A 22,722-nucleotide genomic window follows, 5' to 3' on the forward strand; every position below is an offset into this window, starting at 1 on the left:
GCGAGGATGGTTGTTGGTGAGCGAAAGTCATTTGATATGGAGATAGGAGATATAAGTTTCTTCTTCGATGCACAAAGTATAGCTGTCATTGGCGCTTCGAGAAATATCTTCAAACCAGGAGGTAAAGTGGTTGACAACTTAAAGAATCTTGGATTTAAAGGCAGAGTTTACCCTGTCAACCCAAATGCCGACGAGATACTTGGATACAAGTGCTATCCATCCGTCAAAGCAATTCCCGATAATGTTGATATTGCAGTAATTGCAATTCCTTCGAAGAATGCGAAACAGGTTGTTGAGGAATGTGCGGAGAAAGGAGTGAAAGGCATTGTTGTTTTAAGCGGTGGGTTTGCTGAGGGATGGGAGCAGGGAAGGGACCTTGAAAGGGAGATCGTGAAGATTGCGAGAAAAAGCGGGATCAGGATTATAGGTCCGAACACGATGGGAATTCTCGACCCTGAATCTGGTCTAACATCCTTTTTCTCGATACTCAGAAAAATTGGATCGGGCAATATAGGTGTTCTCGCACAAAGCGGGGCTTTTGCAAACTTTGTCCTTCTCTCCCTATGGCATGTCGGCTTCAGCAGAATAATTGCTATAGGAAATAAGTGTGACATTAATGAAGTTGAGGTTTTGAAATACCTTGTTGATGATGATAAAACGAAAGTAATAGCTGTTTACCTTGAGGGATTCACGAATGGAAGGAAATTCTACGAGATAATGAAAGAGTCCAAGAAGCCGATCATTGTTTTTAAGTCAGGTAGGACTGAAGCTGGAAAGAGAAGTGCTTTAAGTCATACAGCCTCGATCTCAACCAGCGAGGAAATTTTTGATGCTGCGTGCAAGCAGGCAGGAGTAGCGAAGGTATACGACTTTGAAGAGCTTGTTGATACGGTTAAAGCAATCTCTCTCCAGCCACTGCCAAAGGGGGATAGAGTTGGTGTCATTCAACCATCGGGGGCGGAATGTGTGATGTCAGCAGATGCGGTGGTCGAGAATGGTCTCAAGCTTGCAAGCTACTCTGATTTGACTCTGGAGAAAATATACGAACTCGCCCCAGAGTGGCACAGCATAAACAACCCGCTCGATCTGTATCCAATTGCTGAGCAAAGCGGAGATGAAGCATTCATTGATGTGCTGAGAGTATTCGCTGAAGACGAAAACATTGACGCAATAGTTGCTGGAATCTTCATTCCAAGCCTTATGAAGCTCGGTATAGACTTTTCATGGCTGAGAGAGTATAACAAACCGGTTCTCTTCACAATGAAAGATGACATAGAGGAGCTTAGAAAGGCGAAGATGATGATAGAGAAAAACGGATTTCCTGTCTATACCACTCCTGAGAGGGCTGTTAGATCGCTCAGAAATATGTGGTTCATTTCGAAAAAGCTAAAAGGGTGATACGAAATACAGCACCTCTCGGCTCGTTATTCTCAACCTCAATCTCACCGCCATATTTTTCTACCAGTTTTCTGACAATGAAGAGTCCAAGTCCCGTGCCCCCTCCCTGCGAGAAACCCTCATCGAAAATTGAATCTCTTACATTTTCTTCAATACCAACTCCGTCATCTGCCACTCTTATCTCACACTTTCCGTCGCTTTCAGCTATTGTGACCTCCACCCTGTTGCATCTACCATGCTTTACGGAGTTTCCGATCAAATTGTCTGCTATTGAATAAATGCCATCATCGGCAACGACGCTGCAATCACCCTTAACAACAACCTCAATGTCGTAGTGGGATGCGACGTTCTCGAAAACGTCCTTTAAAGATAAAATTCTCTTTTCCATTCCTGATTTAGCCAGCTGTTCAAGGTCTCTCATTCTCCGAAGGGTTTCCACACTCTTTTCAAGCGATTTCAATGCTTTCTCAACCAACCTATCGTCATTCAACTCAAAAAAGAGATCGAGGTAGCTAATTGCCGCAGAGAGCTTGTTAATCAGGTCGTGTCTGATAATTTTGTTTACCAAATTAAGAAAATTTTCAAGTTCCTCCTTTTTCAGTTCTTCACTCTTTGTGTCAGTTATATCAAAAACACTGCAGATTATTGCCCTCCTACCCTTGTATATCGCTGGTAGAGGTCTTAATACTACCCAGCCTATGCTACCATCTTTTCTTACTATTTTGACCTCATGTTCGTATGGTAGCCCATCAAACTTACTAAGAAGTGCAAGCCTCGTAAAATTCTTCATTCTCTCCTTCTCCTCGTCTTCTGCAAGAAGTTCGTAAGGACTTGTTGATAACAGTTCTTCCTCACTATAACCCGTAATTCTCGAAATTTCCCTGTTTACAAATTTAAACCTATTATCCTGAGAGATGTAAAAGCCCACATTCACCGAATTCAGCAATTCCTTCGTTAATTCCAAATCTAAATTTAACATAATCTTATTTGTTTTACACTTAAATAAAATTTTTGTCCACCCAGTTAAGGTTTTTAAGTCTTGAGGATTATGTAAATACGGTGGGCTAGGCCGGGGGGTTCGGCGTCCCCTGTAACCCGAAACCGCCGATACGCGGGGGCCGAAGCCGAGGGAAGGTCCGCTAAGCGGGCGCTGATCCGCTCCGGACTCTGCAGAATCCCCGTCCCGGAGGGTCGGCGGTTATGGCTGGGCTGCCCGGAGGGGCTGTCCGCCATATTAGCCGGGGGGAACGGCCCAGGCCCGGAAGGGAGCAGGCTAACCCTGGACGTCCGGCGCTTCCGGGGGTGCGGGGAGGAGGAGTTAGGAGTCTGGTAGGTGTCCGCAAGGCGGATCGACCCGAGGCGTGCCCACCTTTTTTCAGTTAAATTGAAAAATCCGTGCTCATATTCTGAGCAATGTTCCTCCGATTCAGAGAAGATGTCATCAAAACACTGGGTGAATACGGAGATGAAAAGTTTCTAAGGGAGAGTGAACACTCTGATCTTGCTTCAACGGTAGCCTTTAAACTTGCAAAGGAGATGAAAAAAAGCCCTAAGGAGATTGCAGATGAAATTGTTGAGAAGATTGAGGTTGAGAGCGACTATATTGGCAGCGTTGAAAGCACTAACGGTTATATCAACTTTTTTGCGAGCTACGAATTTCTTGAGGACACAATTAGTGTCATTCTTGACGAGGATGAAAATTACGGTCATCTCAACGCGAAGGGAGAAATTCTCATTGAGCATACTTCAGCCAACCCAGATGGACCTTTACACATTGGACACATCAGAAATTCGATCATAGGAGACACGATAGCAAGAATATTCAGTAAAGCTGGGATGGACGTCAAAACACACTACTACGTCAACGATATGGGGAGACAGGTGGCGATTACAGTTCTCGGAGTGGAGAAGCTCGGCTTGAAGGATAAAAAACCTGACCACGCCATTGCTGAAGCTTATATCGGGGCAAATAGGCTTATTGAGACTCAACCAGAGCTTGAGGAGTATGTTGAGAACCTGATGCTTGAATACGAGAGAGGTAATGAAGACATCGTTTCAAAGTTCAGAAAGGCAGTTGAAACTGCTTTAAGTGGAATAAGGCAGACTCTGGAAAGCATCAATATAAAGCACGACGAGTTTATATGGGAGAGTGAGTTCATCCGCAATGGTTATGTTGATAAGGTGATCAGGGATTTAGAAGAGAAGAATCTAATAAAGAAAGAAGGAGCATGGACAATCGAGCTCGAAGAGTTGGAGAAAGGGGTTGTTGTGAGGAGAGAAAACGGGACAACTCTTTATATTACCCGAGATTTGGCATATCATCTTTGGAAAAATGAGAACTACAACAGGTTCATCAACGTCTTGGGGGCAGATCACAAGCTTTACGCTTCTCAGCTATCGAAGATTCTCATGACACTTGGCCTTAAACCTCCTGAAATTATTTTCTTCGAATTCGTTTCTCTGCCTGAGGGGAGTATGAGCACGAGAAGAGGGAAGTTTATCTCAGCAGATGAGCTGATTGAGAGAGTTAAAGAAGAAACTGAAAAAATACTCGCTGATAGGGAGATGGATGAAGAGGAAAAAAGAAAGATTTCAGAAGCTGTCGCAGTTGGAGCAATAAGATTCGACTTTGTTAAAGTTGCTCCTGAGAAGCCGATGGTCTTCGACTGGAGCAAAGCATTGGATTTTGAAAGACAGACGGCAAGCTACATCCAGTACAGCCATGCAAGAGCATGTAGCATTCTAAGGAAGGCTGTTGAGGAAGGTATGCCTGATTTGGACTTCAGGGGTGAGCTTTGCACTGCAGAAGAAAGAAAGCTCGTGATGGTTCTTTCTAAGCTGCCATACTTTATCCAGAGGGTGATTAAGGAGTTACGTCCCAATGTGTTTGCGGAGTATCTCTTAAGTGTTGCGTCCACCTTCAACGACTTCTACCGCTTACATCCTGTGCTACGAGCAAAATCTGAGCTGAGAATGCATAGACTTGCTATAGTTGATGCAACCCGCATTGTTCTGAGAAATGGACTTGAGCTTCTGGGTATTGAACCTCTTGAAAGGATGTAATTTTGATTTACATTTAATGAATTTATTTATTTAAATCTAAGTAGACAGTCTTAAAGCAAACAAAAAATTTATTGTAAAAATTGATTCAATCGGATATATGCGAGGAAGGAGAAAGAAAGAACTAATAAAAAAGCTCGGAGAACCCGAACTTGAGTATTTAGAAGAAGAAAGAATACGGAAGTGGCTTTTAGAAAAATTAAAGTGCAAATATGGAAGCAAAGTTTTTTGAGAAAGTTTCCCGTAGTAGAGAATTTGAATATGATAATAAAATTTATTGTTTCTACATTTCACCAGATGTCGACATCCTTGAAGTGAGAAACTCATCGAATGAAGTAAAAATTATTGCGTACGAAATAAAAGGTCTGAACTACTTAAATCGGCCTCCCTACTATGCGGGATTTGATCAAGTTTTAGCGCATATGTACATATCATTTAAAATCAAAGAGTCTCCTACAAATAAGACTGACAGTAGCATTTTAACCTATAATACTAAATTTCGAGGAAGTATTTTCGACTATGTGTATCTCGTGCATCCCTATACAGGGTTGGAATTCGAAGAAGAAATTAACAAGGAGGCAAAATCAATGGCGGAGCTTATGGGTGTTGGTTATTTGATTATCAACAGCAAAAGACGGTTAAAAGAGTTGGCAAAACCAAAAATTAACCCCAACGTAAACTCTGAAGCAAAGCAGTTATTTTTAGATAATATAGATTCATTTAAAACTTATGAGCGTTAAAATTTTTGGTCGTGTCTTATCGTAGGTGTAAATTCACCTCCCGCCTTATATCCCTTTCCAGCTTCGTAACCTTTAGCAATGAACGATTACATAGCATCCCCCCCTCATATCTCAACTTCATAAGCAGATTGCCAAGGTTCTCAGGTCCCCCTTTCATTCCACTTATCCATTTTATTTTTTTCATTCTCTTTGCCATTTTACCCATTAACCTCTCCATCCTGTTGTTGTGCCACCTTTCCATGCCATGGGTGGAACTTTGTAAAATCTTCAGCGAAGTAGGATACTGGCTGAAAAATCTCTTCCAATTCTTTGTCCCAATTTTGCACATAGTTCCCTTTCCTTATTGTCTTTGCCAGATGAAGGGTTATTTCACCAGGCAGGGTTATGATTGTTCTCTTTTTCTGTTTTTGTAGCCTTTCTTCTTTTTCCTCTTTCATACATCTTCCCGCAATATTTTTCGACGAGCATCTCGTTTATTTCTTCGAGGATGTAATTCTTGGCTATTTCAAGGACTATGAACACGAGAGTTGTTTAGCGAAATCTTTTTTTTACCGTATTGGATTGTAGGGGTCATTACCGGGATTTCGACTTTTTATCGCTGGTACAGAGGGTGGGGTAAAATCCCTACCCATAAAAATTTCTACCTTTGTTGTTACAGCACCAAATTTTTGTGCTCTAAACACTTATTAAACGAAAAATTATTATATATTGTCCACCAGATATTTCTTGGTGATAACATGCTTAGGGGAATACCCTCTACCATGAATGATGACTATCAGCTGAACATGACAAGAATAATTCAGCACGCTGCCAGAATTTATCCCAAGAGAGAGATAGCATCGAGAACGATGATGGGGATGCTCAGGTACAATTACGCCAAGGCTTACGAGCGAATTTGTGCGATTGCCAATGCTCTTGAAGACCTTGGGATTAAAGCTGGAGATGTTGTGGGCATAATGGGCTTCAACACCCATCGCTTTTACGAGAGCTACTTCTCTGTTCCGGGTTTGGGTGCTGCGTTGCTTGAGCTCAACATGCGGCTACCTCCAACCGATTTGAGCTATGTAGCTGAGCACAGCAGAGCAAAGGCTCTGTTTGTTGACGATCTTCTCCTGCCAATGGCTGAAATGCTGGCACAGCAGCATGACTTTGAGTTCTTTGTCGTGATGAGTGACAGAAAAGTGGAAACAAAGCTCGATCCTGTGTATAGCTACGAGGAACTGGTGGAAAGGAGCAAGAAGGAGAGGGAGTGGGATGAAATTGATGAGAGGAGCACAGCAACGATATGCTACACTTCTGGAACTACTGGAAGGCCGAAGGGGGTGTACTATTCACACAGATCCATTTATCTCCACGCATGGGGAGGTGTAGCAAACCTGAGAATAGGATCTGAGGATTGTGTGTTGCAAATCGTGCCGATGTTTCACGCAAATGGCTGGGGAGGGCATATTGGCGGGACAATGGTTGGAGCAAAACTCGTGTTTCCCGGATTCTTCACACTTCAGAATGCAGATTTGCTGGTTAACCTGATTGTTGAGGAAGGGGTTACAGTAACAATGGCTGCACCGGTCATACTAATCCCGATGCTGGAATACTTGAGAAAACTTGAACCCAAACCGAATCTTGAAGGGCTCAGGATAGGCTCAGGCGCCTCAGAACCTCCAGTGGCGATGATGAAGGGTTTTGCGGAGTTTGGTGTCGAGATAGTCCATGCCTACGGGGCAACAGAAACGTCACCACTCGTCACCATGAACTTCGTTAAACCTGGACTTGAGCTCAGCGAGGAAGAGTACTGGGAGCTGAAGAGGTATCAGGGGCTTCCTGTTTTGGGCGTGGAGGTTAAGGTTGTGGATGCAAATGGTAAAGAACTGCCATGGGATGGAAAATCAATGGGAGAGCTCTGGATTAGGGGTTTGTGGGTTGTAAAGGAGTATTACAACGATGAGAGGACGAAAGATAGCTTTGTTGATGGATGGTGGAAGAGTGGTGACGTTGCTGTTATTACCCCCGAAGGCTACGTTAAAGTTGTGGATAGGGTTAAGGATGTTATAAAGAGCGGTGGAGAATGGATAAGCAGCGTTGATCTGGAAAACTACCTGATGGCGCATCCAGCCGTTTACGAAGCCTGTGTGGTTGCTGCAGAACATCCAAAGTGGCAGGAAAGGCCGATAGCCATTATCGTCCTAAAACCGGACTACAGGGATAAGGTATCAAAGGAGGAGTTGAGAGAGTTCCTCGCCCAGAGATTTGCGAAATGGCAGTTACCTGATGACATCATCTTTGTGAATGAAATTCCGAAGACCAGCGTCGGGAAATTTGATAAGAAACTGCTTAGAGAGAAGTACAGGAAATATCTTTTAGAAAAAATAAAAGGTTAAAGCTCTGCCAGAATTTCGTCCAGCAGCTTCAAGTAATCTTCTTCTCTTTTCCATAGGTTACCAAAGCTCATCGCTGCATTGGGGTGGTAGTAGCGGTCTATAGCCAAAGCCCTGATGTGTGGGGCGAAGTTCTTGATGGCTGCAAGCATCTGGGAGCCGTGATAATATAAGCTTCCAAGCATTAGGACCAAGTCGTAGTTACCCTGTCCATCAAATCCGGGCCAGTCGGGGTCGAGAAGGAATTGAGTGAGTTCATGCAGCACCGCATACTTGACTTTTCCGTCAACTCCTGCCTCAACAAACCTCGTTATCGCATTTCCGGTTGCCACCACTGTGATATCCTTTTCAACAAACTTCAGCACCTTCTCGAACATTGCATCCGTCATGTCCGGCCCTACTATCAGCAGCGGCCTCTTGGCCCTCTTGATCATGTTAGCAACCGGCTTCCCCTTCTCAAGCAACGTCGCCATCTTTGGTCCCGGAATGTTTGCAGCATCAAACGGCTGTTCAAACGCTTTTGGCATTTTCACCACCTCACAACGTCATGAAACCTTCCTTAAACAATCTCTCAACGTTCGTCGGGTTGAAACCAGCGAAGAACGACCTTATCGGACCTTCGACAATCTTCTTCTTCTCCCAGTCAATCTTCCAGCCGTGCTTGTCCTCGAGCTCCTTCAGCAACTCATCCTTCTTGGCGAGAGGCAGATCTGCTTCCGTTCTGACGTAGAGGTGCCAGTCGTCGGGCATCTTCTTCAGATACTTCATACTGAGGTCGAGATAGTGTGTCAGCTTTATTGATCTTCCCTGCGTTGTATCGTTCGGTCTGAAGCACAGTTTAGCCATCAGCGGAATTGCCTCTTCAACGGTTTCTGCTGCAACAAGCAAGTCCTGCGGTGCGGGTTCGATTCTAACCTTCTCCCCGCTCCTTACATCGTAAACCATCCAGTCCTCGTCATTGTAGGGGCGACCGAGGAAAGCCCTTCTATATTTGCTACCATGGGGTCCGACAACTACTGGGATTCCGAGTCTGTTAACTCCAGTCGCAATTGATGCGGCTTTCTGGCTGTATGCACCCCAAGCCAAACCGCACGCTCCAAGTCTGTTGAGGATGTAGTCGGCAATTTCTTCGAAGTTCGCCCTAATGTTTCTCTTTGCAAAAATTCTTGCAACTTTTATCGCTGCACCGTGGATGTGGGCATTACTTACACAGCTGCCGAGGTTGGCAACACAGCCACCATCGAAGTCATCCGGATATCTCTCGTAAACCGTCTGCCCCTCCTCATCCTTGTACAGACCAGCATCCATCGCCATACATCCGGTTGTGACGACGATGTAGTTTCTTGAAGCAAACTCGTTCATGAACGTGTACGCATCTTTTGTTCCGTTGGGGTAGTTGCTGCATCCGACAATGGCTATAACTCCCGGAATTGTACCGAGAACGATTGGTGCACCAACGTTCCTGATCTCCGAGTCCCTAACAGGCCCCCTACCTCTTCTAACCTTTCCTTTCTCGCTGATTATTCTGTTCCAGGCTGCGAAATTGAACATATCGATTATCGGGATGTTCTTCGGGCACACCTGTTCACATCTGCCACATGCTATGCAGATGTCCCACTTGTACTCCAGATCGCTCCTGTCCCCATTCTCGGCCTTCTCCATAGCCTCTCCAATCCTTATGCCCTGCGGACAGGCTATGGTGCAGTTGCCGCACTGTGTGCAGGCTTTGGCATAGTTCATGAACTCTTCCTCGCTCAGAACTGGCTTGAAGTCCTCACCCCTCTGCTTCCTTCTCGCCCTTGCAACCTCAACCGCTACCTCACCAACTTTCAGCGGATCGAGGATAACACATCCCACATTGCCGTCAAGCAGGTACTTGGTGATCTCCTTTGGATCTTTTCCGGTCATGTCTGGCAACCCGTGCATAGCCTTCTCATTTGTACAGATAACCGGAATTCCGAGCTTCTTCGTGTGGTAGAGAATGTCTGCCCTTATGCACTGCTCGTCAATTACTATGACATCAGCAATTCCGGCTCTAATCGCTTTGAGCTGTCTGCCAAGCGATCCAACGATCTTAGCCTTCTCGTAGTATCTGCTCATGTCGTGGGCAGTACAGCAGATTCCTGCAAGCTCCACGTCATTCTCCAACCCGTTGTTGTCAATATAGTCTGCAATGTTTATTGCAGGAGGAGCATGATGGCCTATGACGAGAACTACAGCCTTATTCCTGTCCACAACACCCATTCCAACCTCGATGAGGGGTTGGTTGCTCTCACCTTTCGGAAAGCCGAAAGCACATATCTGGGCGATATCTGCTATCTCCTTGCCCAACGCGTCCATCATTCCGAGATGCAGAGCCTTGCTCTCAAAGTCAAGATAGCTTCCTTCCTGGCCGGTATGGACGGCATCCATTACCTGAGTAATCTGCTCCTCTACATATCTCAAAGCTTTCTCCAAATCTGCAAGTGTTTTTGGCTTTATTCCTGTAATCAGCTGTGTGAGTGGAGCTACCTCTGCAATCTCGGGACCAAGATCCACGGGTATCTCATCGAGCTTCTTTCCGGTCATATGCACAATATCATGAAGCATGTGCCTTGCATGCCCCGTGTGGCAGGTTGTTCCCATTGCAACGGCTATCGTCACAATCCTGCCTGTTTGGGCAGCGAGATCAATACCACACGCTCCTCTTTTGTTGCCCGTCAGATCACATTTACCCATCGTACAGAGGCAGCACATGTCGCATGCGGGGGCGTAGAAGGGCTTGTAACGCTTAAGCAGGAAGAAATCCCAATCGCGAAGAGTGGCGATTCCTGGCATTGGTGTTGGGCCCATCGGAGCCCATTCCTCTTCCTCTTCGACGATGTCACCAATTTTTATACTGACGTTCCTTAGTTCGTCAACTACAAAAGCTCCTTTTCCAAGTTCAAGCACCATTATAAATCACCTCTTCTCTGGCTACCGTTTTTTCAAGTAATTAAGAACTTTTCGATTTATTTCCGAATTTCTCTCATGATAACACGTTTTTTTAGAATGTTATTACCAATTGATTATATTTTATCATTATTCATTTGTAGAGCTGCCCCAATTTAATTTAGGATAACCGAAAACTTTAATAACATTTAGGCTACCCTAAGAACAATGACGCTACTACCACTATCGGCACTCAGGGAAGGGCAGGGAGGCAGAGTTGTTGCAATTAACGGAGGGAGAGGATGTACTGTAAGGCTTATGTCAATGGGAATTGTTCCGGGTAAGAAAGTTCAGATAGCTGGAAGGAGAGGGGGAGCTGTGCTTGTCTCGCTCGACGGTACAAAGTTTGTTATAGGTAGGGGCTTGGCAATGAAGGTGATCGTTGATGCTGGGAAGGAGGGCTGAGGACTACCTTGAGGCGATTTTATCTCTCAGCAAAGAGAAAGGGTATGCGAAGGTAATGGAGCTGGCAAAAATCTTGAGAGTTAAACCCGCGTCAGTTTCAGAGATGCTCCATAAGCTTTCAAGAAACGGTTTTGTTGTTTACAGGAAGAGAATGTATGTAACTCTGACAAATAAAGGTTTGGAGGCAGCGAAAAGAGTTAGAGAGAAGAGAGAACTCCTCATAAAGTTTCTTACTACAATTGGCGTATCAGAAGAGGTTGCTGAAATAGATGCTTGTGCTATTGAGCACACTCTACACCCTGAAACCCTCAAACAGCTTCGAAACTTTGTCAGATTTATTGAATCCAGTCCATCGGTAAATCCAGTATGGCTGGAGCATTTCAGGGAGTTCTGTAAAACAGGAAGACATCCTTGCCTGAAGCAGAGGTGATTTTCTGAAGGTCGCAATGGTGGGGAATCCCAATGTTGGAAAGACAAGTTTACTCAATGCTCTGACTGGCGGGAACTTCTCGGTTGGAAATTTTCCGGGAGTTACTGTAGAGAAGAAGGAGGGAGTCGCAACAATAAATGGAAAAAAGTTTATTTTCGTGGATTTACCGGGTATTTACAGTTTTGAAACGGAGAGTCTTGATGAGAAAGTAACAAGAGACTATTTAATCAAGGAAAAGCCAGATATGGTCCTGAATATTGTAAACGCTCTTAATCTGGAAAGAAATCTGTATCTAACCCTTCAGCTAACAGAATTCGAAATTCCGATGATTGTCGTGCTTAACATGATTGATGAAGCAGAGAAAGAAGGTATCAGCATTGATGCTAAAAAGCTAAGCAAAATTCTTGGAACGCCAGTAGTTAAAACCTCAGCTGTTAGAGAGCAAGGGATTGATGAACTTAAGCGGGAGATACTGAAGGGTGGCAGAATACCCAAATCATTCTCCGGCTCTCTTGAGGAGATAGTAAGGATGGCTGAAAACATTGCAAAAGAGGTCGTAAAAGTTGAAAAAGTTGACAGGGTAATTGAAGAGGTTCTGGACGAGGTGTTCATGGACACACACCTTGGAATACCTATTTTCCTCTCTATTATGTGGATGATGTTCGTTTTCACCTATTCAGTCGCTGAACCTTTTACTGAGTTACTCGGTAGTCTGTTCGATTTTCTTGCCACTTACATTGCCAGTTTTGACGGATGGCTATTCTCGATGCTCGGCGACGGTGTTGTGGCTGGGGTTGGCAGCGTCCTATCATTCATTCCAAACATCGCGTTTCTGTTCCTGTTTCTCTCACTACTTGAGTTAAGTGGGTACATGCCAAGAGCCGTGTTCTTGGTTGATGGATTCATGTCGAGGTTTGGTTTGAATGGCAGGTCTGTAATCTCTCTCATAATGGGTTTTGGTTGCAACGTTCCTGCAATTCTTGCAACGAGAAGTATAGAGGACGGGAAGGTCAGAATTGCAACCACTCTCGTGAATCCGTTCATGTCATGCTCTGCAAGACTTCCGATATACGTGCTCTTTGCTGGCATGTTCTTTCCGGAAAACGGCAGTGTGGTGATCATGTCTCTTTATTTGATTGGAGTGGTAATAGCACTAATTTCAGCACTAATTCTAAGAAAAACGCTGCTTGAGGGTGAAAGTGAGTTCATAATGGAGCTTCCACCTTACATGCTACCCAATCCAAAGGAACTATGGCTTATGACGTGGGTTAGGACGAAGCACTTTATAGAGAAGGCTGGAACCGTGATTTTAGGTATGTCCATAGTAGTTTGGTATATAACAAATTATCCCGGTGGAAGCATAGAGACGAGCTATGCGGCAATGCTGGGTAAAGCCCTTCAGCCAGTCTTCTCCCCAATGGGGTGGAGTTGGGAACTCGTCCTTGCTCTAATTACCGGATTTGCTGCTAAAGAAGTTGTTGTTGCCACAATAAGCGTTCTGAATGTGGATGTGGCAAGTGTAATGACTCCTCATCAAGCCTTTGCGTATATGCTCTTTACACTCCTTTACATGCCATGTGTGGCTACGATAGCGGCAATCAGAGCTGAAATTGGGACAAGGTGGGCTGTGTTTGCCGTTTCATTCAGCTTTTTGGTTGCCTACGTCATATCGCTTATTGCAACGGGGGTGGGACTGTGGTTTTAGCCGTTGTTTTTACGGTTTATTTCCTGTTACTCACAGTCTTTGAGATGTTGTCATCCATGAATTTCTGGATAGGGGGCGGCTCGCCGATGAATGTTTTCGTGCTTGGAACTGTAACCGCTACATGTCTAAAGGGTCTGGTTGTCAAAAAAGACTCCTACTTGGTTGCTGCAACCCTTATTGCTTCATCCTTCTCTATTTTAATGATTCTTACTTACTTAGCCACAGGAGATTTTAGTTTCGGGATCTTAGGGGTGGTTGCTACCCCTTACGCGATAAAAAAGTTAAAATAAAATTATTTCCCAAGCTCCTTTTTGAGCTCTTCAATCCTCTTTTTGATATCTTCCAGCTCCACTTCGAGCCCCTCTTTCATTGCTTCGAGCATCTCAAGTTCATCCTCTGGTCGGAACGCTGGTGGGTAGGGCGGATAGTCGTATCCCCACCAACCCCATCTCATCCATCCAGGCAGGCCAGTGGCTCTGTACCACCATCTCCATCCTCTACCACCCCAACCGGGCATCCACCAGGGCATCATCACTACCTCCTGCCCCTACCCGCTCTTCTCCTCCAGAACCTTCTTCTTCCAAACCATCCCAGCCACCTCCCACCGAAGGGAGGAAGCACTGAGCGGTTCATGAAGCCAGGCATCCTGTAGCCTGAGCAGAAACCTGCTCTTCTTCCGGTTCTGGGTCCCAATCCCCAAGGGCCAGTTCTGTCACCACCCGGCATGTTTTCACCCTCACAGGATATTGTGTGGACATCCACTTAAATTTTTCGGTAATCCTAAAATCTATTAGCTAATCCACAAAGCAACTAATTTGACTACGGTTCAAAAAGGCTAAAAACATCAAAAAAGATCAGAAGTTAATATCTTCAAACCAGTCTCTCTCGTAATCCTCTATCTTTCCGCTGTCGGCCAGCAGAATTAGCTCTTGTTCGATAGGTATGCTCGTAGTGTAGCCAATGTTGTACTTCTTTGCGAGAATCTCTCCCTTCCCCTCACCAAAGATGTAGTTCTTGTGTCCACAGTTAGGACAGATGAAGTAGCTCATGTTCTCCACAAGTCCTAAAACAGAAGTTTGCGTTTCTTCTGCCATGTTTATCGCTTTCTCGACAATAACTGATGTCAACTCCTGTGGTGTTGAAACAACCACAACTCCTGTAGGCTTCGCATCCTGCATTATTGTGAGTGGGGCGTCTCCGGTTCCCGGAGGCAAATCAATAATCAGGTAATCAAGCTCTCCCCACACAACCCTGCCGAGGAACTCCCTTATCATCCCTGCAATTAGCGGTCCTCTCCATATTACGGGTGTGTTCTCCTTTGGCAGCAGAAATTGCATTGACATCACCTTTATCTGGTATTTCTGAGTGAAAACAGGTTCAAGCCCCTCGCTACTTACAGCAACTCGACCATCTCTTAACCCGAACAGAATGGGTATGCTCGGTCCAAGAAAGTCAGCGTCGAGAATCCCAACTCTTTTCCCCTGTTTTGCATAGTGGACTGCGAGGAGAGCTGTTACGGTTGACTTCCCCACTCCACCCTTACCACTCATCACCGCAATCCTATTTTTGATTCTGTCAAGCCTATCCTTAATCTCTTCATCCGTAACCCTTCTCTGCATTTACAACACCCCCTTTACCTTTTTCCAGTATTTCTCCATTTTATCAGCAGCTTCCCCTCTAAACGGAAATTCCAGATTTGCGATCTGCTTCGGAATCGTCTCATCGAAAGGAATTGCTCCAACAAACTCTATCTCGTTATCCTCGCAGAATCCCCTAATTTCAGCGGTAACGTTCTCGTTTAAGTCGTACTTATTTACTATAACGAATGGCTCAATTTTGAAGTGTTCACACAGGTCAATAGCTCTCATCATGTCGTTTAAGCCCGATGCTGTTGGTTCGGTAACAATAATTGCTGCATCAACTCCCGTTAAGCTCGCCATCACCGGACACCCAACTCCTGGAGCAGAATCAACGATCAAGTATCCATTGCTGTTCTTCTCAGCAATCTCCTTTGCCCTGTTCTTAACCTCAGTAACCAGTCTTCCTGTATTCTCTTCACCTGGCTTCAGCCTTGCATGGACAAAGTAACCCCACTTCGTTTTGGAGGTGTAGAGATCGCCGGTTTTGGTCTCTTCCATTTCGATTGCCTTCTCAGGGCATGCGTTAAAACAGAATGCGCAACCCTCGCATTTTTTCTCGTCAATTGAGTATCCATCATCGAGTTCTACAGCCCCAAATCTGCAGAGTTCATAACACAAACCGCAGCCAGAACATCTTTCTCGCAAAATCCTTGCCTTCTTTGAAGCAATGAACTCTTCAGAACTTAGGATTTGAGGTTTCAGAATGATGTGAAGGTTTGGTGCGTCAACATCGCAGTCCGCGATAACCCCGCCCTCCATTGCGTGAATTGTTGCAGAGAAAGTTGTCTTCCCTGTTCCACCTTTGCCGCTGATTACAGCCACCTGTTTCATGCTATCGCCTCATAGATATTTACGAAGAAGCCTCTCATATCGTAAAGAAGCTCACCCTTTGAGTATTTCTCTGCGATTTCTTTGCTAAATGGTATTTTTCCCAGTATCTCTATTCCTTCCTCTCTGCAGTATTCCTCGACACCGTGAAATGGTAAACCATGTTTGTTTATCACGACTCCAAATTTTCGCCCCAGGTCTGATACGACTTCTGCAGCAATCTTCAAATCGTGCAGACCAAAGGGAGTGGGTTCTGCAACGAGAATGACAAAATCTGCGTCGCTTACACTCTCAACCATCGGGCATGCTGCACCAGGCGGGGAGTCGAAAATTGCTTCCTTTCCGGCCAGCTCTTTAACCTGCTTAATGAGGAAAACTGGTGACGCCTCTCCGATTTTGAGTTCTCCATAGGTTAGATTTATTCCAACCGATCCCTCAACTGTTATTATTCTCCCAGTCTCGTAATCAAGCTCCTCCATTGTCTTTTCAGGGCAGAGGTAGATGCATGCTCCGCAGCTATGGCAAAGCTCCGGTAGAGGATACGCTTTATCTATAACGTAGATAGCCGAATACTGGCAGACATCCTTGCAGACGCCGCAAGCATTGCAGTTTTCCTTCACTTTGGGCACTTTCCTGTAGGCTATCCTCTCTTTTTTCTCTCCTTTAATGAATATATGGTCATTTGGCTCTTCAACGTCGAGATCAAAAAGGTCTACAGAGTTAAATACTGCAAGGTTGACTGCAACGGTCGTTTTTCCTGTCCCCCCTTTACCCGATGCAACTGCAATTCTCATATCTCCTCGATGATGAAATCTTTACCCTCTCTTTTAACCTTGACTCGCATTTCTCTGCTACCATCAAACCCCTGCCTCCTCAGCTCACTGAAATTTGCATTTTTCAAAAATTCAAGCAGAAACTCAAGCTCTCTCTCCTTATTCTCATCCTCGATATCTTCGTTAAGTAACTTCTGAACGAGCATCTCGTATCTTTTCTTTGCCGCTGTTTCGATACAATATCCAGCGAGGTGGAGTACTACCTCCATCCTCTCTCTCCCATCCCTTGCCCTCTACCCCCTCCAGAGCCCAAGCCTTGACCTCTTCTTCTGCCCATACCCCTGCCCGGAGACGATATTTCCTCAAGTTTTCCCTTTGCAAACATCTCTATGGCATCTTTAACCTTCAATCCCTCAGCCATGAAAATTTTAATACCTGCAGCTCTCAGCACATTCATAGCTTTAGGCCCAACGTTTCCTGTTAGCAGAACTTCAACTTTTTTGTCAACAAGCGTCTGTGATGCAGCTATACCCGCACCGCTTGCCTGTGATGCAGCTTTGTTCTCCACGATTTCTACGTCTCCTATCTTGCCGTCATAATCTACAATAGTAAAGGTGCCAGCCCTTCCAAACTGGGGAGTTATAGTGTCTTCAAGCCCACCCTTTGAGGTTGTTGCAGCAATTCTCATAATTTCATCTTTATGCCGCTGTATATAACTTTTCGGGTAACCTAAAAAGTTTAGTGATAAGTGCAGCCCATAGTCTCGTCAGCCTCAACAAGCTTTCCGGCCAGAAACTGGTCAATTGCGTCCTTTACAGTTCCACTTGCGCCCATGTAAACCTTTATACCAAAACTCTTGAAAAGAGCTATCGCCCTTGCACCCATACCGCTGCAGATGACCGCATCAGCTCCTGTAGCTCTTATCAGTTCCGGTGGCTTTCCTGCTCCTCCGAAGTGCTCGCTCGTATTTCTTATGATCTTCACCTCCCCAGTTTCTGTGTCGTAGATCGTGAAACTCTTAGCTTTTCCGAAATGCTCGCAAACATAGTCATCAAGTCCGCCTCGATAGCTCGGCACGCAGATTTTCATGAAACTAAATAACCGACTCGATTTTTAGGTTTTTCTAAAAATTGAGATAAACTCGAAAATCTGCCCCCAGAGTAACACCACCCCTCATTGCAGGCTCTGCCATCTCAGAGTGGCTGACCTCTGGGGGCTGTCCCATGTCCGGGTTGCCCCACACTCATCGTAAGGCTTTCGCCTCACTCCTGAGGGGACCTATCGACATGGTTTATCCCCGAGCTCGCAGAGAAGCTTCATCGTCGGCACTGCCACCTCAGCCTCTTCCCCGATCGGGGACGTAAATAAGTTGGCAAATTGATATTTAACTTATGTCCTTGACTTTATCAAAAAGATTTCTCAATCTATCCTCTTTTCTGAAAAAAACTGCTGGATATTCAGACCTCTCTATGACAGTTGTCCCATCAAAATCCGATTTTTTCTGTCCGTCAGCAACGATAATGGCGTTTTCTGCTGTTATTTCAATTTCTCTGTCCATTCTCACAACATATGGTTTCCAGCCAAACCTGAAAGGTGCCAGTGGTATTAGAATTAAGCAGTCAAGATAGGGTTCAACTACAGGTCCCCCGGCAGAGAAGGCATAACCTGTAGATCCAATTTGGGTTGCAATAACAAACCCGTCGCATCTTATTTTCTCCACTTCGACGCCATCAATCTTAATTTTGACATCAATAAGCTTCGCAGGCTGCTTGCTCAGCACAGCAATTTCGTTGAGAGCAAGCAGCTCTCCTTCAATAGAACATTTTATTCTCGGAAAACTCTCTGTATCAAATTTCTCAACTGCATCTCTCAAAGCTACTTCAAAATTTTCAGGATTCGCATGTGTTAGTAAGCCAATCCTACCGGTGTTAATGCCAAATATAGGAGGACAGCGCCTCAGTTTTTGCAGAATTCTCAGAACTGTTCCGTCTCCACCAATACTAACTATAAAATCAAATTTTTCAAGCTCTTCCGAAGGTTGATTGTAAGATATGGTTTCGATATCTAAACTGCTTAGACATCTCTCAACCCTTCTTACAAGTCCATCGGTTTTGTAAACGATGGCAGCCTTCATTTAATCAGCTCCAGTAGCTTTTTGTGCAGTTCTTCATTAGCTGCAACGATTTTGAGTCTTTCCTGCATATCAAACTTTTTATTCCCCAAATCCATCCCGCTATCATCTGTGATCTTTCCACCTGCTTTCTCTGCCACGAAAATACCTGCGGCAGCATCGTATATCCTAAGCATACCATTCTCCCTAATATCAATAAAGCAATCAAAGGACCCGTCAGCAAAGAAGCACAGTTCCGTTGCGGCACTACCAAATATCCTCATCCTCCTGAAGGGGTAATCTTTGTTGGGATAGTAGATGATTGCATTGCAGTAAAGTGATTTCTCCCTGCTCACCCTTACTTTTTCGCCATTTCTGTAAGCCCCTGTCGAGTCTGCGTAGTACTCATCTCCAGTTGCGAGGTTGTATACGTAGCCGAAGAAGGCATCCCTCAATCTGTTTGAGTCCGAGAAGCAGAGGCTGACAGAGTAGATAGGAATACCACGCGTTGCATTGAACGTGCCATCAAGGGGGTCAAGGGCGATGAAAACATCTCCTTCTCCAATAACTCCCGACTCCTCTGTCACAATTGTCACAGCCTCTCTCTTCAATATTGCGACAGCGATATCCTCTGCCACTTTGTCTGCTGCCTTAGTAGGTGTCCCATCTTGCCCCATTCCCACAGTCTCCCTCCTTTTGCTTAAGGGCATCGAGGTTAGTGCCTTTCTGACATTCTCAGCAACAGCCCTCGAAAGTCTCAGAGCCTCTTTTTCATCCATAACCGGAGAACTGTTCAAGGCAAGATATAGTTTACTGAAACATAAACTGCTGCAGCTATCAGGGGTACAGAAAGATTGTCCTGAATGTAGTATCTCCCAACTCTTTCAATTCTTTCAGTCAGTGCTCCAGCAATGCAAGCAATTAGTGCTGGAAAGGGTTTTAAGAGGAACAGAGATAGGGCAAAGGGTAATAAAATCATCACCAAAGTTGCCAAAGTCTCAGAATGTCGAAATTTTAGCCTTTTTACAATTCCTCCTATTCCATCTCCTACAATTGAGATCAAAACAGCTGCAAAACAGGCTTCCATCGGAAAAACTGCTGTGATAGCTAATGCCGCAATGCCAAAGTAGATGTAAGCTCCGATTTTCTTTTTTTCATACTCTCTCACAACAAAGGAGAGAATTCCATATTTCAGGCGAAAAAACTCAAAAATGGCTGAGAAGGATAAAGCTGTGATTATACCAAGAATCAGAATCTCTCTCCCGAAATATAGGTAGGCTGGAATGTAAGAAAGACCAATAAAGTGAATAGATTTTCGAATGAACTCTTTTTTAAGCTCACTCAACTGAAATCCTCTCTAATTGACTTGTTAGATTCCATATCATTGTTCTTACGTGCATCGGAAGGTTGGGGTCTGCTGAGATGTCCTCCAGGACAGAGATAGCAGATGCGGCTTCAAGTGATATCTCATCTGTTGTTGTCAACTTCTCTTTTATCTCACTTGCCACCTTTCTGACATTTCTCGGGACGGTTTCGTCAAAGATGATTCTGTCAAGCGTCTCCAGAACCTCTTCAAGTTCCTTCTTCGCCATACTCATCACCTCACAGAACTGCAAAGTTTTAATAGCTCGGAGACAACTTGATGTCGTGAGTGATAAAAAAATTTCGGAAAAAGACATTTCGAGTGCGGCAGAATTGCTTTATAAAGGAGCTAAAATGCTTGCATACCACTGCCCAGAGTGCAAGGTTCCGCTGTTTGAAAGGGATGAAAAAATCTTCTGCCCCTCATGCGGCAGAGAAGCTATAATTGAGGGAGAGCAGAATAAAAGAGAGTCAGAAGAAACTGCAACAGCAAAACCATCACGACCAGAGGATAAATTGATCACCGAAATTACACTTAAACCAGATTTAAGCAAGAAAATCGAGCTTGCCATGTCGAAAATTTGCGATATGATAGTACACTCTCGAAGTGTTGAGGAGGTTAAAGAGCTTTCCGAATCACTTGAGAAGCTCGCGGAAGTAATGAAAAAACTGAAATAGAAAAATATTTTATTCCTGCTATATCCATTTCAAATATGGACAAACTGACATTGATGCTGGCTGTTACAGTGCTGATCATACTTGGCATTGCGGGATACATAGCCCATGCTTTTGGTGCTATCATGCTTCTGAGAGTGGTGCTCTTTCTTGGATATTTGGGTCTTGCAGCTTTTTCGGCATTCTTTACCGCACTACTGCTTTATGCAAAATCAAAGTACTTCTTTCCGTCCTTACTCTCTCTTCTCGCCTCAGGCTACGCAGCTTACCAGTGCTACACCTGGCAGCAACCTCTACATGTTGCTTACATTACTGCAGCATACATCGTAGCCATAGCAACAGGACTGTGGTGGATTTCAGAGCCTGATCTAAGCATTTACGAGAGAATTAGAGGTCCACAGGCACTTGAAAAGGCCGGTAGATATCGGGCTGCAGCGAGAAAATATGAGAAAAAGCAGGAATACGCTAAAGCCGCAGAGTGTTATCTTAAGGCAGGACTACAGGAATCAGCCGCTTGGTGCTACGAAAAAGCCGAAATGCATGTCAAAGCTGCAGAAATTTACGAAAAACTTGCAGAGGAGAAAGAGGATAACTTTTACTGGAAGGAAGCATACGAGATGTATAAAAAAGCTGGAGAGACTATAAAAGCTGCAAAATGCCTTGAAAGGTATGCAGAAGATGAACCATGGTTTTGGGAAGATGTGGCAAAGATTTACGAAGAGGGCGGAGATTACGAGAATGCAAAAAAGGCTTGGAAGGAGGCTCTTGAGTACTATGTCAAGGAGGCAGAAGAGGAGGGAGTTTTCTGGGAAGATGTAGCAAAGATTTACGAGAAACTCGGTGAAAAAGACAAGGCAAAGGAAGCCATGCTCAGGTTTGCTGAATACTGCGAAAATGAGGCGAAGAGTGATCCTGCATGGTGGAAGCATGTTGCTGAGGCTTACGAAACGCTGGGCGATTCAGCAAAAGCTAAGGAAGCATTTGAAAGATATAATGAGTATAAGCATCAACACTAAATTTATGATTAATTTCGTAAAATTTTTAACATCGTCATAATTTTTTCACTTCATGAGTAGCACACTTGGTATAGAGGGACAGAATATCCGGGAAACTGATGGGAGCGGGATAAACAAAGTCTGGGAAAAATACTACGACGAAGGCGTAAAAACGACGATTAGTTACCCTGTAATGCCCGCATATAGGATTTTGGAGGTTGCTGCTGAAAAATATTCTGAACATATTGCCGTCTTCTTTTTGGGAAATCAGATAACCTATAAGCAGGTGAACGAGGCTTCAGACAAGGTTGCGGCGTTTCTATTTGAACTTGGAATTCAGAAGGGAGACAGGGTTATTGTTTCTCTGCCAAACACACCTCACTATGCACCGATAGCAACAGGAATTATGAAAGCAGGTGGAATTGTGGTTCAGTGCAACCCACTCTATACTCAGAGGGAAATCAAGTTTCTGGCGGAGGATAGTGGTGCGAAGGTAATGTTCTGCTTCGATCTGATGTACTCTAATATCTCCCCATTAGTTGATGAGGGTGTGCTCGATACTGTGGTTGTTTGCAGCCTTCAGGATTTTATGCTCGGTTCAGCAATGCCTGAAGCTCCTGAGAAGAAGAAAGGTGTTTACGCATGGAAAGACGTGATGGAACGTGAAAAAACAGACAAGAGAGCAGAGATCAACCCCAAAGAGGATGTGGCTATGTTCCAGTATACCGGGGGGACAACAGGATTTCCAAAGGGTGTCATGTTAACTCACTTCAATCTGGTGGCGAATGCGTATCAGGTGGTGAACTGGGATCCTAAAGCATCTCCAAACGATGTTGGGATTGGCATGCTACCGGTTTTCCATGTTTACGGTATGACAATGCTTAATGCGGCGATTTTGATGGGTTCGAAGGTGATCCCCATGACCGATCCAAGAAACTATCCGATGGCTCTCGAAGCGATTCAGACCTTTAAGGTCACGACTCTCACTGCGGTTCCGACAATGTATATCGGAATGCTGAAGATTCTGGAGGAAAAAAGCTATGATTTGAGTTCTCTGAGAGTTTGCACGAGTGGTGCCGCCCCTCTGCCCGTCGAGGTGAAGAAGAGGTGGGAGGAGCTAACGGGGAAGAGGATAAGCGAAGGCTACGGACTGAGCGAAGCTTCCCCAGTCACACACTGCAATCCGCTATATGGACTCAACAAGGCTGGGAGTATAGGTATTCCGTATCCGGACACCATCGCCGTAATCGTTGACG

General features: G+C 44.8%; 28 protein-coding genes and 1 other RNA gene. 13 read left to right on the top strand and 16 right to left on the bottom strand.

From position 1 onward, the window contains the following. Positions 1 to 1,398, top strand: a 1,398-nt coding sequence (locus BP688_RS12400; RefSeq protein WP_290623922.1) for an acetate--CoA ligase family protein, incomplete at its 5' end; no start/stop codon positions are given. Here BP688_RS12400 and BP688_RS12405 read toward each other — a convergent pair. Continuing rightward, entirely contained in the window at positions 1,373 to 2,377 is a 1,005-nt protein-coding gene (locus BP688_RS12405; RefSeq protein WP_290597312.1) for a PAS domain-containing sensor histidine kinase, read from the bottom strand. The genes BP688_RS12400 and BP688_RS12405 overlap by 26 nt on opposite strands. Before the next feature lie 78 nt (positions 2,378 to 2,455). On the opposite strand from BP688_RS12405, the gene ffs reads away from it, so the two are divergent. The 4 genes from ffs to BP688_RS12425 all read left to right on the top strand — a co-directional run bounded on the left by ffs (position 2,456) and on the right by BP688_RS12425 (position 5,198). Beyond that, positions 2,456 to 2,769: signal recognition particle sRNA (gene ffs, locus BP688_RS12410), an RNA gene on the top strand. 42 nt (positions 2,770 to 2,811) lie between these two features. Then, entirely contained in the window at positions 2,812 to 4,461 is a 1,650-nt protein-coding gene (argS, locus tag BP688_RS12415) for an arginine--tRNA ligase (RefSeq protein WP_290597313.1), read from the top strand. 97 nt (positions 4,462 to 4,558) lie between these two features. Next, complete coding sequence (locus BP688_RS12420) at positions 4,559 to 4,690, top strand: hypothetical protein (RefSeq protein WP_290597314.1); 132 nt, start codon at positions 4,559 to 4,561, stop codon at positions 4,688 to 4,690. Beyond that, positions 4,671 to 5,198: a hypothetical protein gene (locus tag BP688_RS12425; RefSeq protein ID WP_290597315.1), complete on the top strand. Its 528-nt coding sequence runs from the start codon at positions 4,671 to 4,673 to the stop codon at positions 5,196 to 5,198. The genes BP688_RS12420 and BP688_RS12425 overlap by 20 nt, the downstream gene beginning before the upstream one ends. A gap of 197 nt (positions 5,199 to 5,395) precedes the next feature. Here BP688_RS12425 and BP688_RS12430 read toward each other — a convergent pair whose 3' ends face one another. Next, positions 5,396 to 5,635, bottom strand: a complete 240-nt coding sequence (locus tag BP688_RS12430; protein ID WP_290597658.1) for a hypothetical protein — start codon at positions 5,633 to 5,635, stop codon at positions 5,396 to 5,398. A gap of 300 nt (positions 5,636 to 5,935) precedes the next feature. Here BP688_RS12430 and BP688_RS12435 point away from each other — a divergent pair, with 300 nt between their 5' ends. Beyond that, the gene (locus BP688_RS12435; RefSeq protein ID WP_290597657.1) at positions 5,936 to 7,576 is read left to right on the top strand and encodes a long-chain-fatty-acid--CoA ligase; all 1,641 of its coding nucleotides are present in this window, start codon (positions 5,936 to 5,938) and stop codon (positions 7,574 to 7,576) included. Here BP688_RS12435 and cdhB read toward each other — a convergent pair. After that, entirely contained in the window at positions 7,573 to 8,100 is a 528-nt protein-coding gene (gene cdhB / locus BP688_RS12440; RefSeq protein WP_290597656.1) for a CO dehydrogenase/acetyl-CoA synthase complex subunit epsilon, read from the bottom strand. The genes BP688_RS12435 and cdhB overlap by 4 nt on opposite strands. A 10-nt stretch (positions 8,101 to 8,110) precedes the next feature. Beyond that, entirely contained in the window at positions 8,111 to 10,507 is a 2,397-nt protein-coding gene (gene cdhA / locus BP688_RS12445; RefSeq protein WP_290597655.1) for a CO dehydrogenase/acetyl-CoA synthase complex subunit alpha, read from the bottom strand. A 204-nt stretch (positions 10,508 to 10,711) separates the two neighbouring features. On the opposite strand from cdhA, the gene BP688_RS12450 reads away from it, so the two are divergent. Genes BP688_RS12450 through BP688_RS12465 form a run of 4 tightly spaced genes read left to right on the top strand, consistent with a single transcriptional unit; the run spans position 10,712 to position 13,373 of the window. Beyond that, a complete protein-coding gene (locus BP688_RS12450) occupies positions 10,712 to 10,948 on the top strand; it encodes a FeoA family protein (protein ID WP_290597654.1) in 237 nt (78 codons plus the stop codon). Then, entirely contained in the window at positions 10,929 to 11,378 is a 450-nt protein-coding gene (locus tag BP688_RS12455) for a metal-dependent transcriptional regulator (RefSeq protein WP_290597653.1), read from the top strand. Before BP688_RS12450 ends, BP688_RS12455 begins: the two co-directional genes overlap by 20 nt. 16 nt (positions 11,379 to 11,394) lie before the next feature. Further along, the gene (gene feoB, locus BP688_RS12460; RefSeq protein ID WP_290597652.1) at positions 11,395 to 13,083 is read left to right on the top strand and encodes a ferrous iron transport protein B; all 1,689 of its coding nucleotides are present in this window, start codon (positions 11,395 to 11,397) and stop codon (positions 13,081 to 13,083) included. After that, the gene (locus tag BP688_RS12465; protein WP_290597651.1) at positions 13,074 to 13,373 is read left to right on the top strand and encodes a hypothetical protein; all 300 of its coding nucleotides are present in this window, start codon (positions 13,074 to 13,076) and stop codon (positions 13,371 to 13,373) included. The genes feoB and BP688_RS12465 overlap by 10 nt, the downstream gene beginning before the upstream one ends. Before the next feature lie 2 nt (positions 13,374 to 13,375). Here the strand turns inward: BP688_RS12465 and BP688_RS12470 are convergent, their stop codons facing one another. From BP688_RS12470 to BP688_RS12525, 12 genes are all read right to left on the bottom strand, one after another. Next, positions 13,376 to 13,615: a DUF5320 domain-containing protein gene (locus tag BP688_RS12470; protein ID WP_290623920.1), complete on the bottom strand. Its 240-nt coding sequence runs from the start codon at positions 13,613 to 13,615 to the stop codon at positions 13,376 to 13,378. Between the two features lie 2 nt (positions 13,616 to 13,617). Then, positions 13,618 to 13,809: a DUF5320 domain-containing protein gene (locus BP688_RS12475; RefSeq protein WP_290597649.1), complete on the bottom strand. Its 192-nt coding sequence runs from the start codon at positions 13,807 to 13,809 to the stop codon at positions 13,618 to 13,620. A gap of 128 nt (positions 13,810 to 13,937) precedes the next feature. Beyond that, complete coding sequence (locus BP688_RS12480) at positions 13,938 to 14,702, bottom strand: Mrp/NBP35 family ATP-binding protein (RefSeq protein WP_290597648.1); 765 nt, start codon at positions 14,700 to 14,702, stop codon at positions 13,938 to 13,940. Beyond that, entirely contained in the window at positions 14,703 to 15,554 is an 852-nt protein-coding gene (locus tag BP688_RS12485; RefSeq protein ID WP_290623918.1) for an ATP-binding protein, read from the bottom strand. Then, positions 15,551 to 16,345 (bottom strand): ATP-binding protein, encoded by a 795-nt coding sequence (locus tag BP688_RS12490; protein ID WP_290597646.1) that lies wholly within the window; start codon positions 16,343 to 16,345, stop codon positions 15,551 to 15,553. The genes BP688_RS12485 and BP688_RS12490 overlap by 4 nt, the downstream gene beginning before the upstream one ends. Next, positions 16,342 to 16,593, bottom strand: coding sequence for a hypothetical protein (locus BP688_RS12495; RefSeq protein WP_290597645.1), 252 nt, complete (start codon positions 16,591 to 16,593; stop codon positions 16,342 to 16,344). Before BP688_RS12495 ends, BP688_RS12490 begins: the two co-directional genes overlap by 4 nt. After that, complete coding sequence (locus BP688_RS12500; protein ID WP_290597644.1) at positions 16,584 to 17,012, bottom strand: NifB/NifX family molybdenum-iron cluster-binding protein; 429 nt, start codon at positions 17,010 to 17,012, stop codon at positions 16,584 to 16,586. Before BP688_RS12500 ends, BP688_RS12495 begins: the two co-directional genes overlap by 10 nt. 50 nt (positions 17,013 to 17,062) lie before the next feature. Further along, entirely contained in the window at positions 17,063 to 17,413 is a 351-nt protein-coding gene (locus BP688_RS12505) for a NifB/NifX family molybdenum-iron cluster-binding protein (RefSeq protein WP_290597643.1), read from the bottom strand. A gap of 295 nt (positions 17,414 to 17,708) precedes the next feature. After that, entirely contained in the window at positions 17,709 to 18,458 is a 750-nt protein-coding gene (locus tag BP688_RS12510) for an NAD(+)/NADH kinase (protein WP_290597642.1), read from the bottom strand. After that, positions 18,455 to 19,213, bottom strand: coding sequence for an inositol monophosphatase family protein (locus BP688_RS12515; protein WP_290597641.1), 759 nt, complete (start codon positions 19,211 to 19,213; stop codon positions 18,455 to 18,457). The genes BP688_RS12510 and BP688_RS12515 overlap by 4 nt, the downstream gene beginning before the upstream one ends. A 14-nt stretch (positions 19,214 to 19,227) precedes the next feature. Beyond that, on the bottom strand, positions 19,228 to 19,779 hold the full coding sequence (locus BP688_RS12520) for a diacylglycerol/polyprenol kinase family protein (RefSeq protein WP_290597640.1): 552 nt from the start codon (positions 19,777 to 19,779) through the stop codon (positions 19,228 to 19,230). Further along, entirely contained in the window at positions 19,772 to 20,026 is a 255-nt protein-coding gene (locus tag BP688_RS12525; protein WP_290597639.1) for a UPF0147 family protein, read from the bottom strand. The genes BP688_RS12520 and BP688_RS12525 overlap by 8 nt, the downstream gene beginning before the upstream one ends. A gap of 55 nt (positions 20,027 to 20,081) precedes the next feature. Between BP688_RS12525 and BP688_RS12530 the strand changes: the two genes are divergently transcribed. The 3 genes from BP688_RS12530 to BP688_RS12540 form a co-directional block, all read left to right on the top strand. After that, on the top strand, positions 20,082 to 20,474 hold the full coding sequence (locus BP688_RS12530; RefSeq protein ID WP_290597638.1) for an Sjogren's syndrome/scleroderma autoantigen 1 family protein: 393 nt from the start codon (positions 20,082 to 20,084) through the stop codon (positions 20,472 to 20,474). Positions 20,475 to 20,509: 35 nt separating this feature from the next. Beyond that, on the top strand, positions 20,510 to 21,487 hold the full coding sequence (locus tag BP688_RS12535) for a tetratricopeptide repeat protein (protein ID WP_290597637.1): 978 nt from the start codon (positions 20,510 to 20,512) through the stop codon (positions 21,485 to 21,487). A 52-nt stretch (positions 21,488 to 21,539) separates the two neighbouring features. Further along, positions 21,540 to 22,722 (top strand): AMP-binding protein (locus BP688_RS12540; RefSeq protein ID WP_290624687.1); only part of this gene is annotated, 1,183 nt, incomplete at its 3' end.

Origin of the sequence: Archaeoglobus sp. UBA230 (assembly GCA_002507545.1) — an archaeon.
In the GTDB taxonomy this organism is placed as follows: Archaea; Halobacteriota; Archaeoglobi; order Archaeoglobales; family Archaeoglobaceae; genus Archaeoglobus.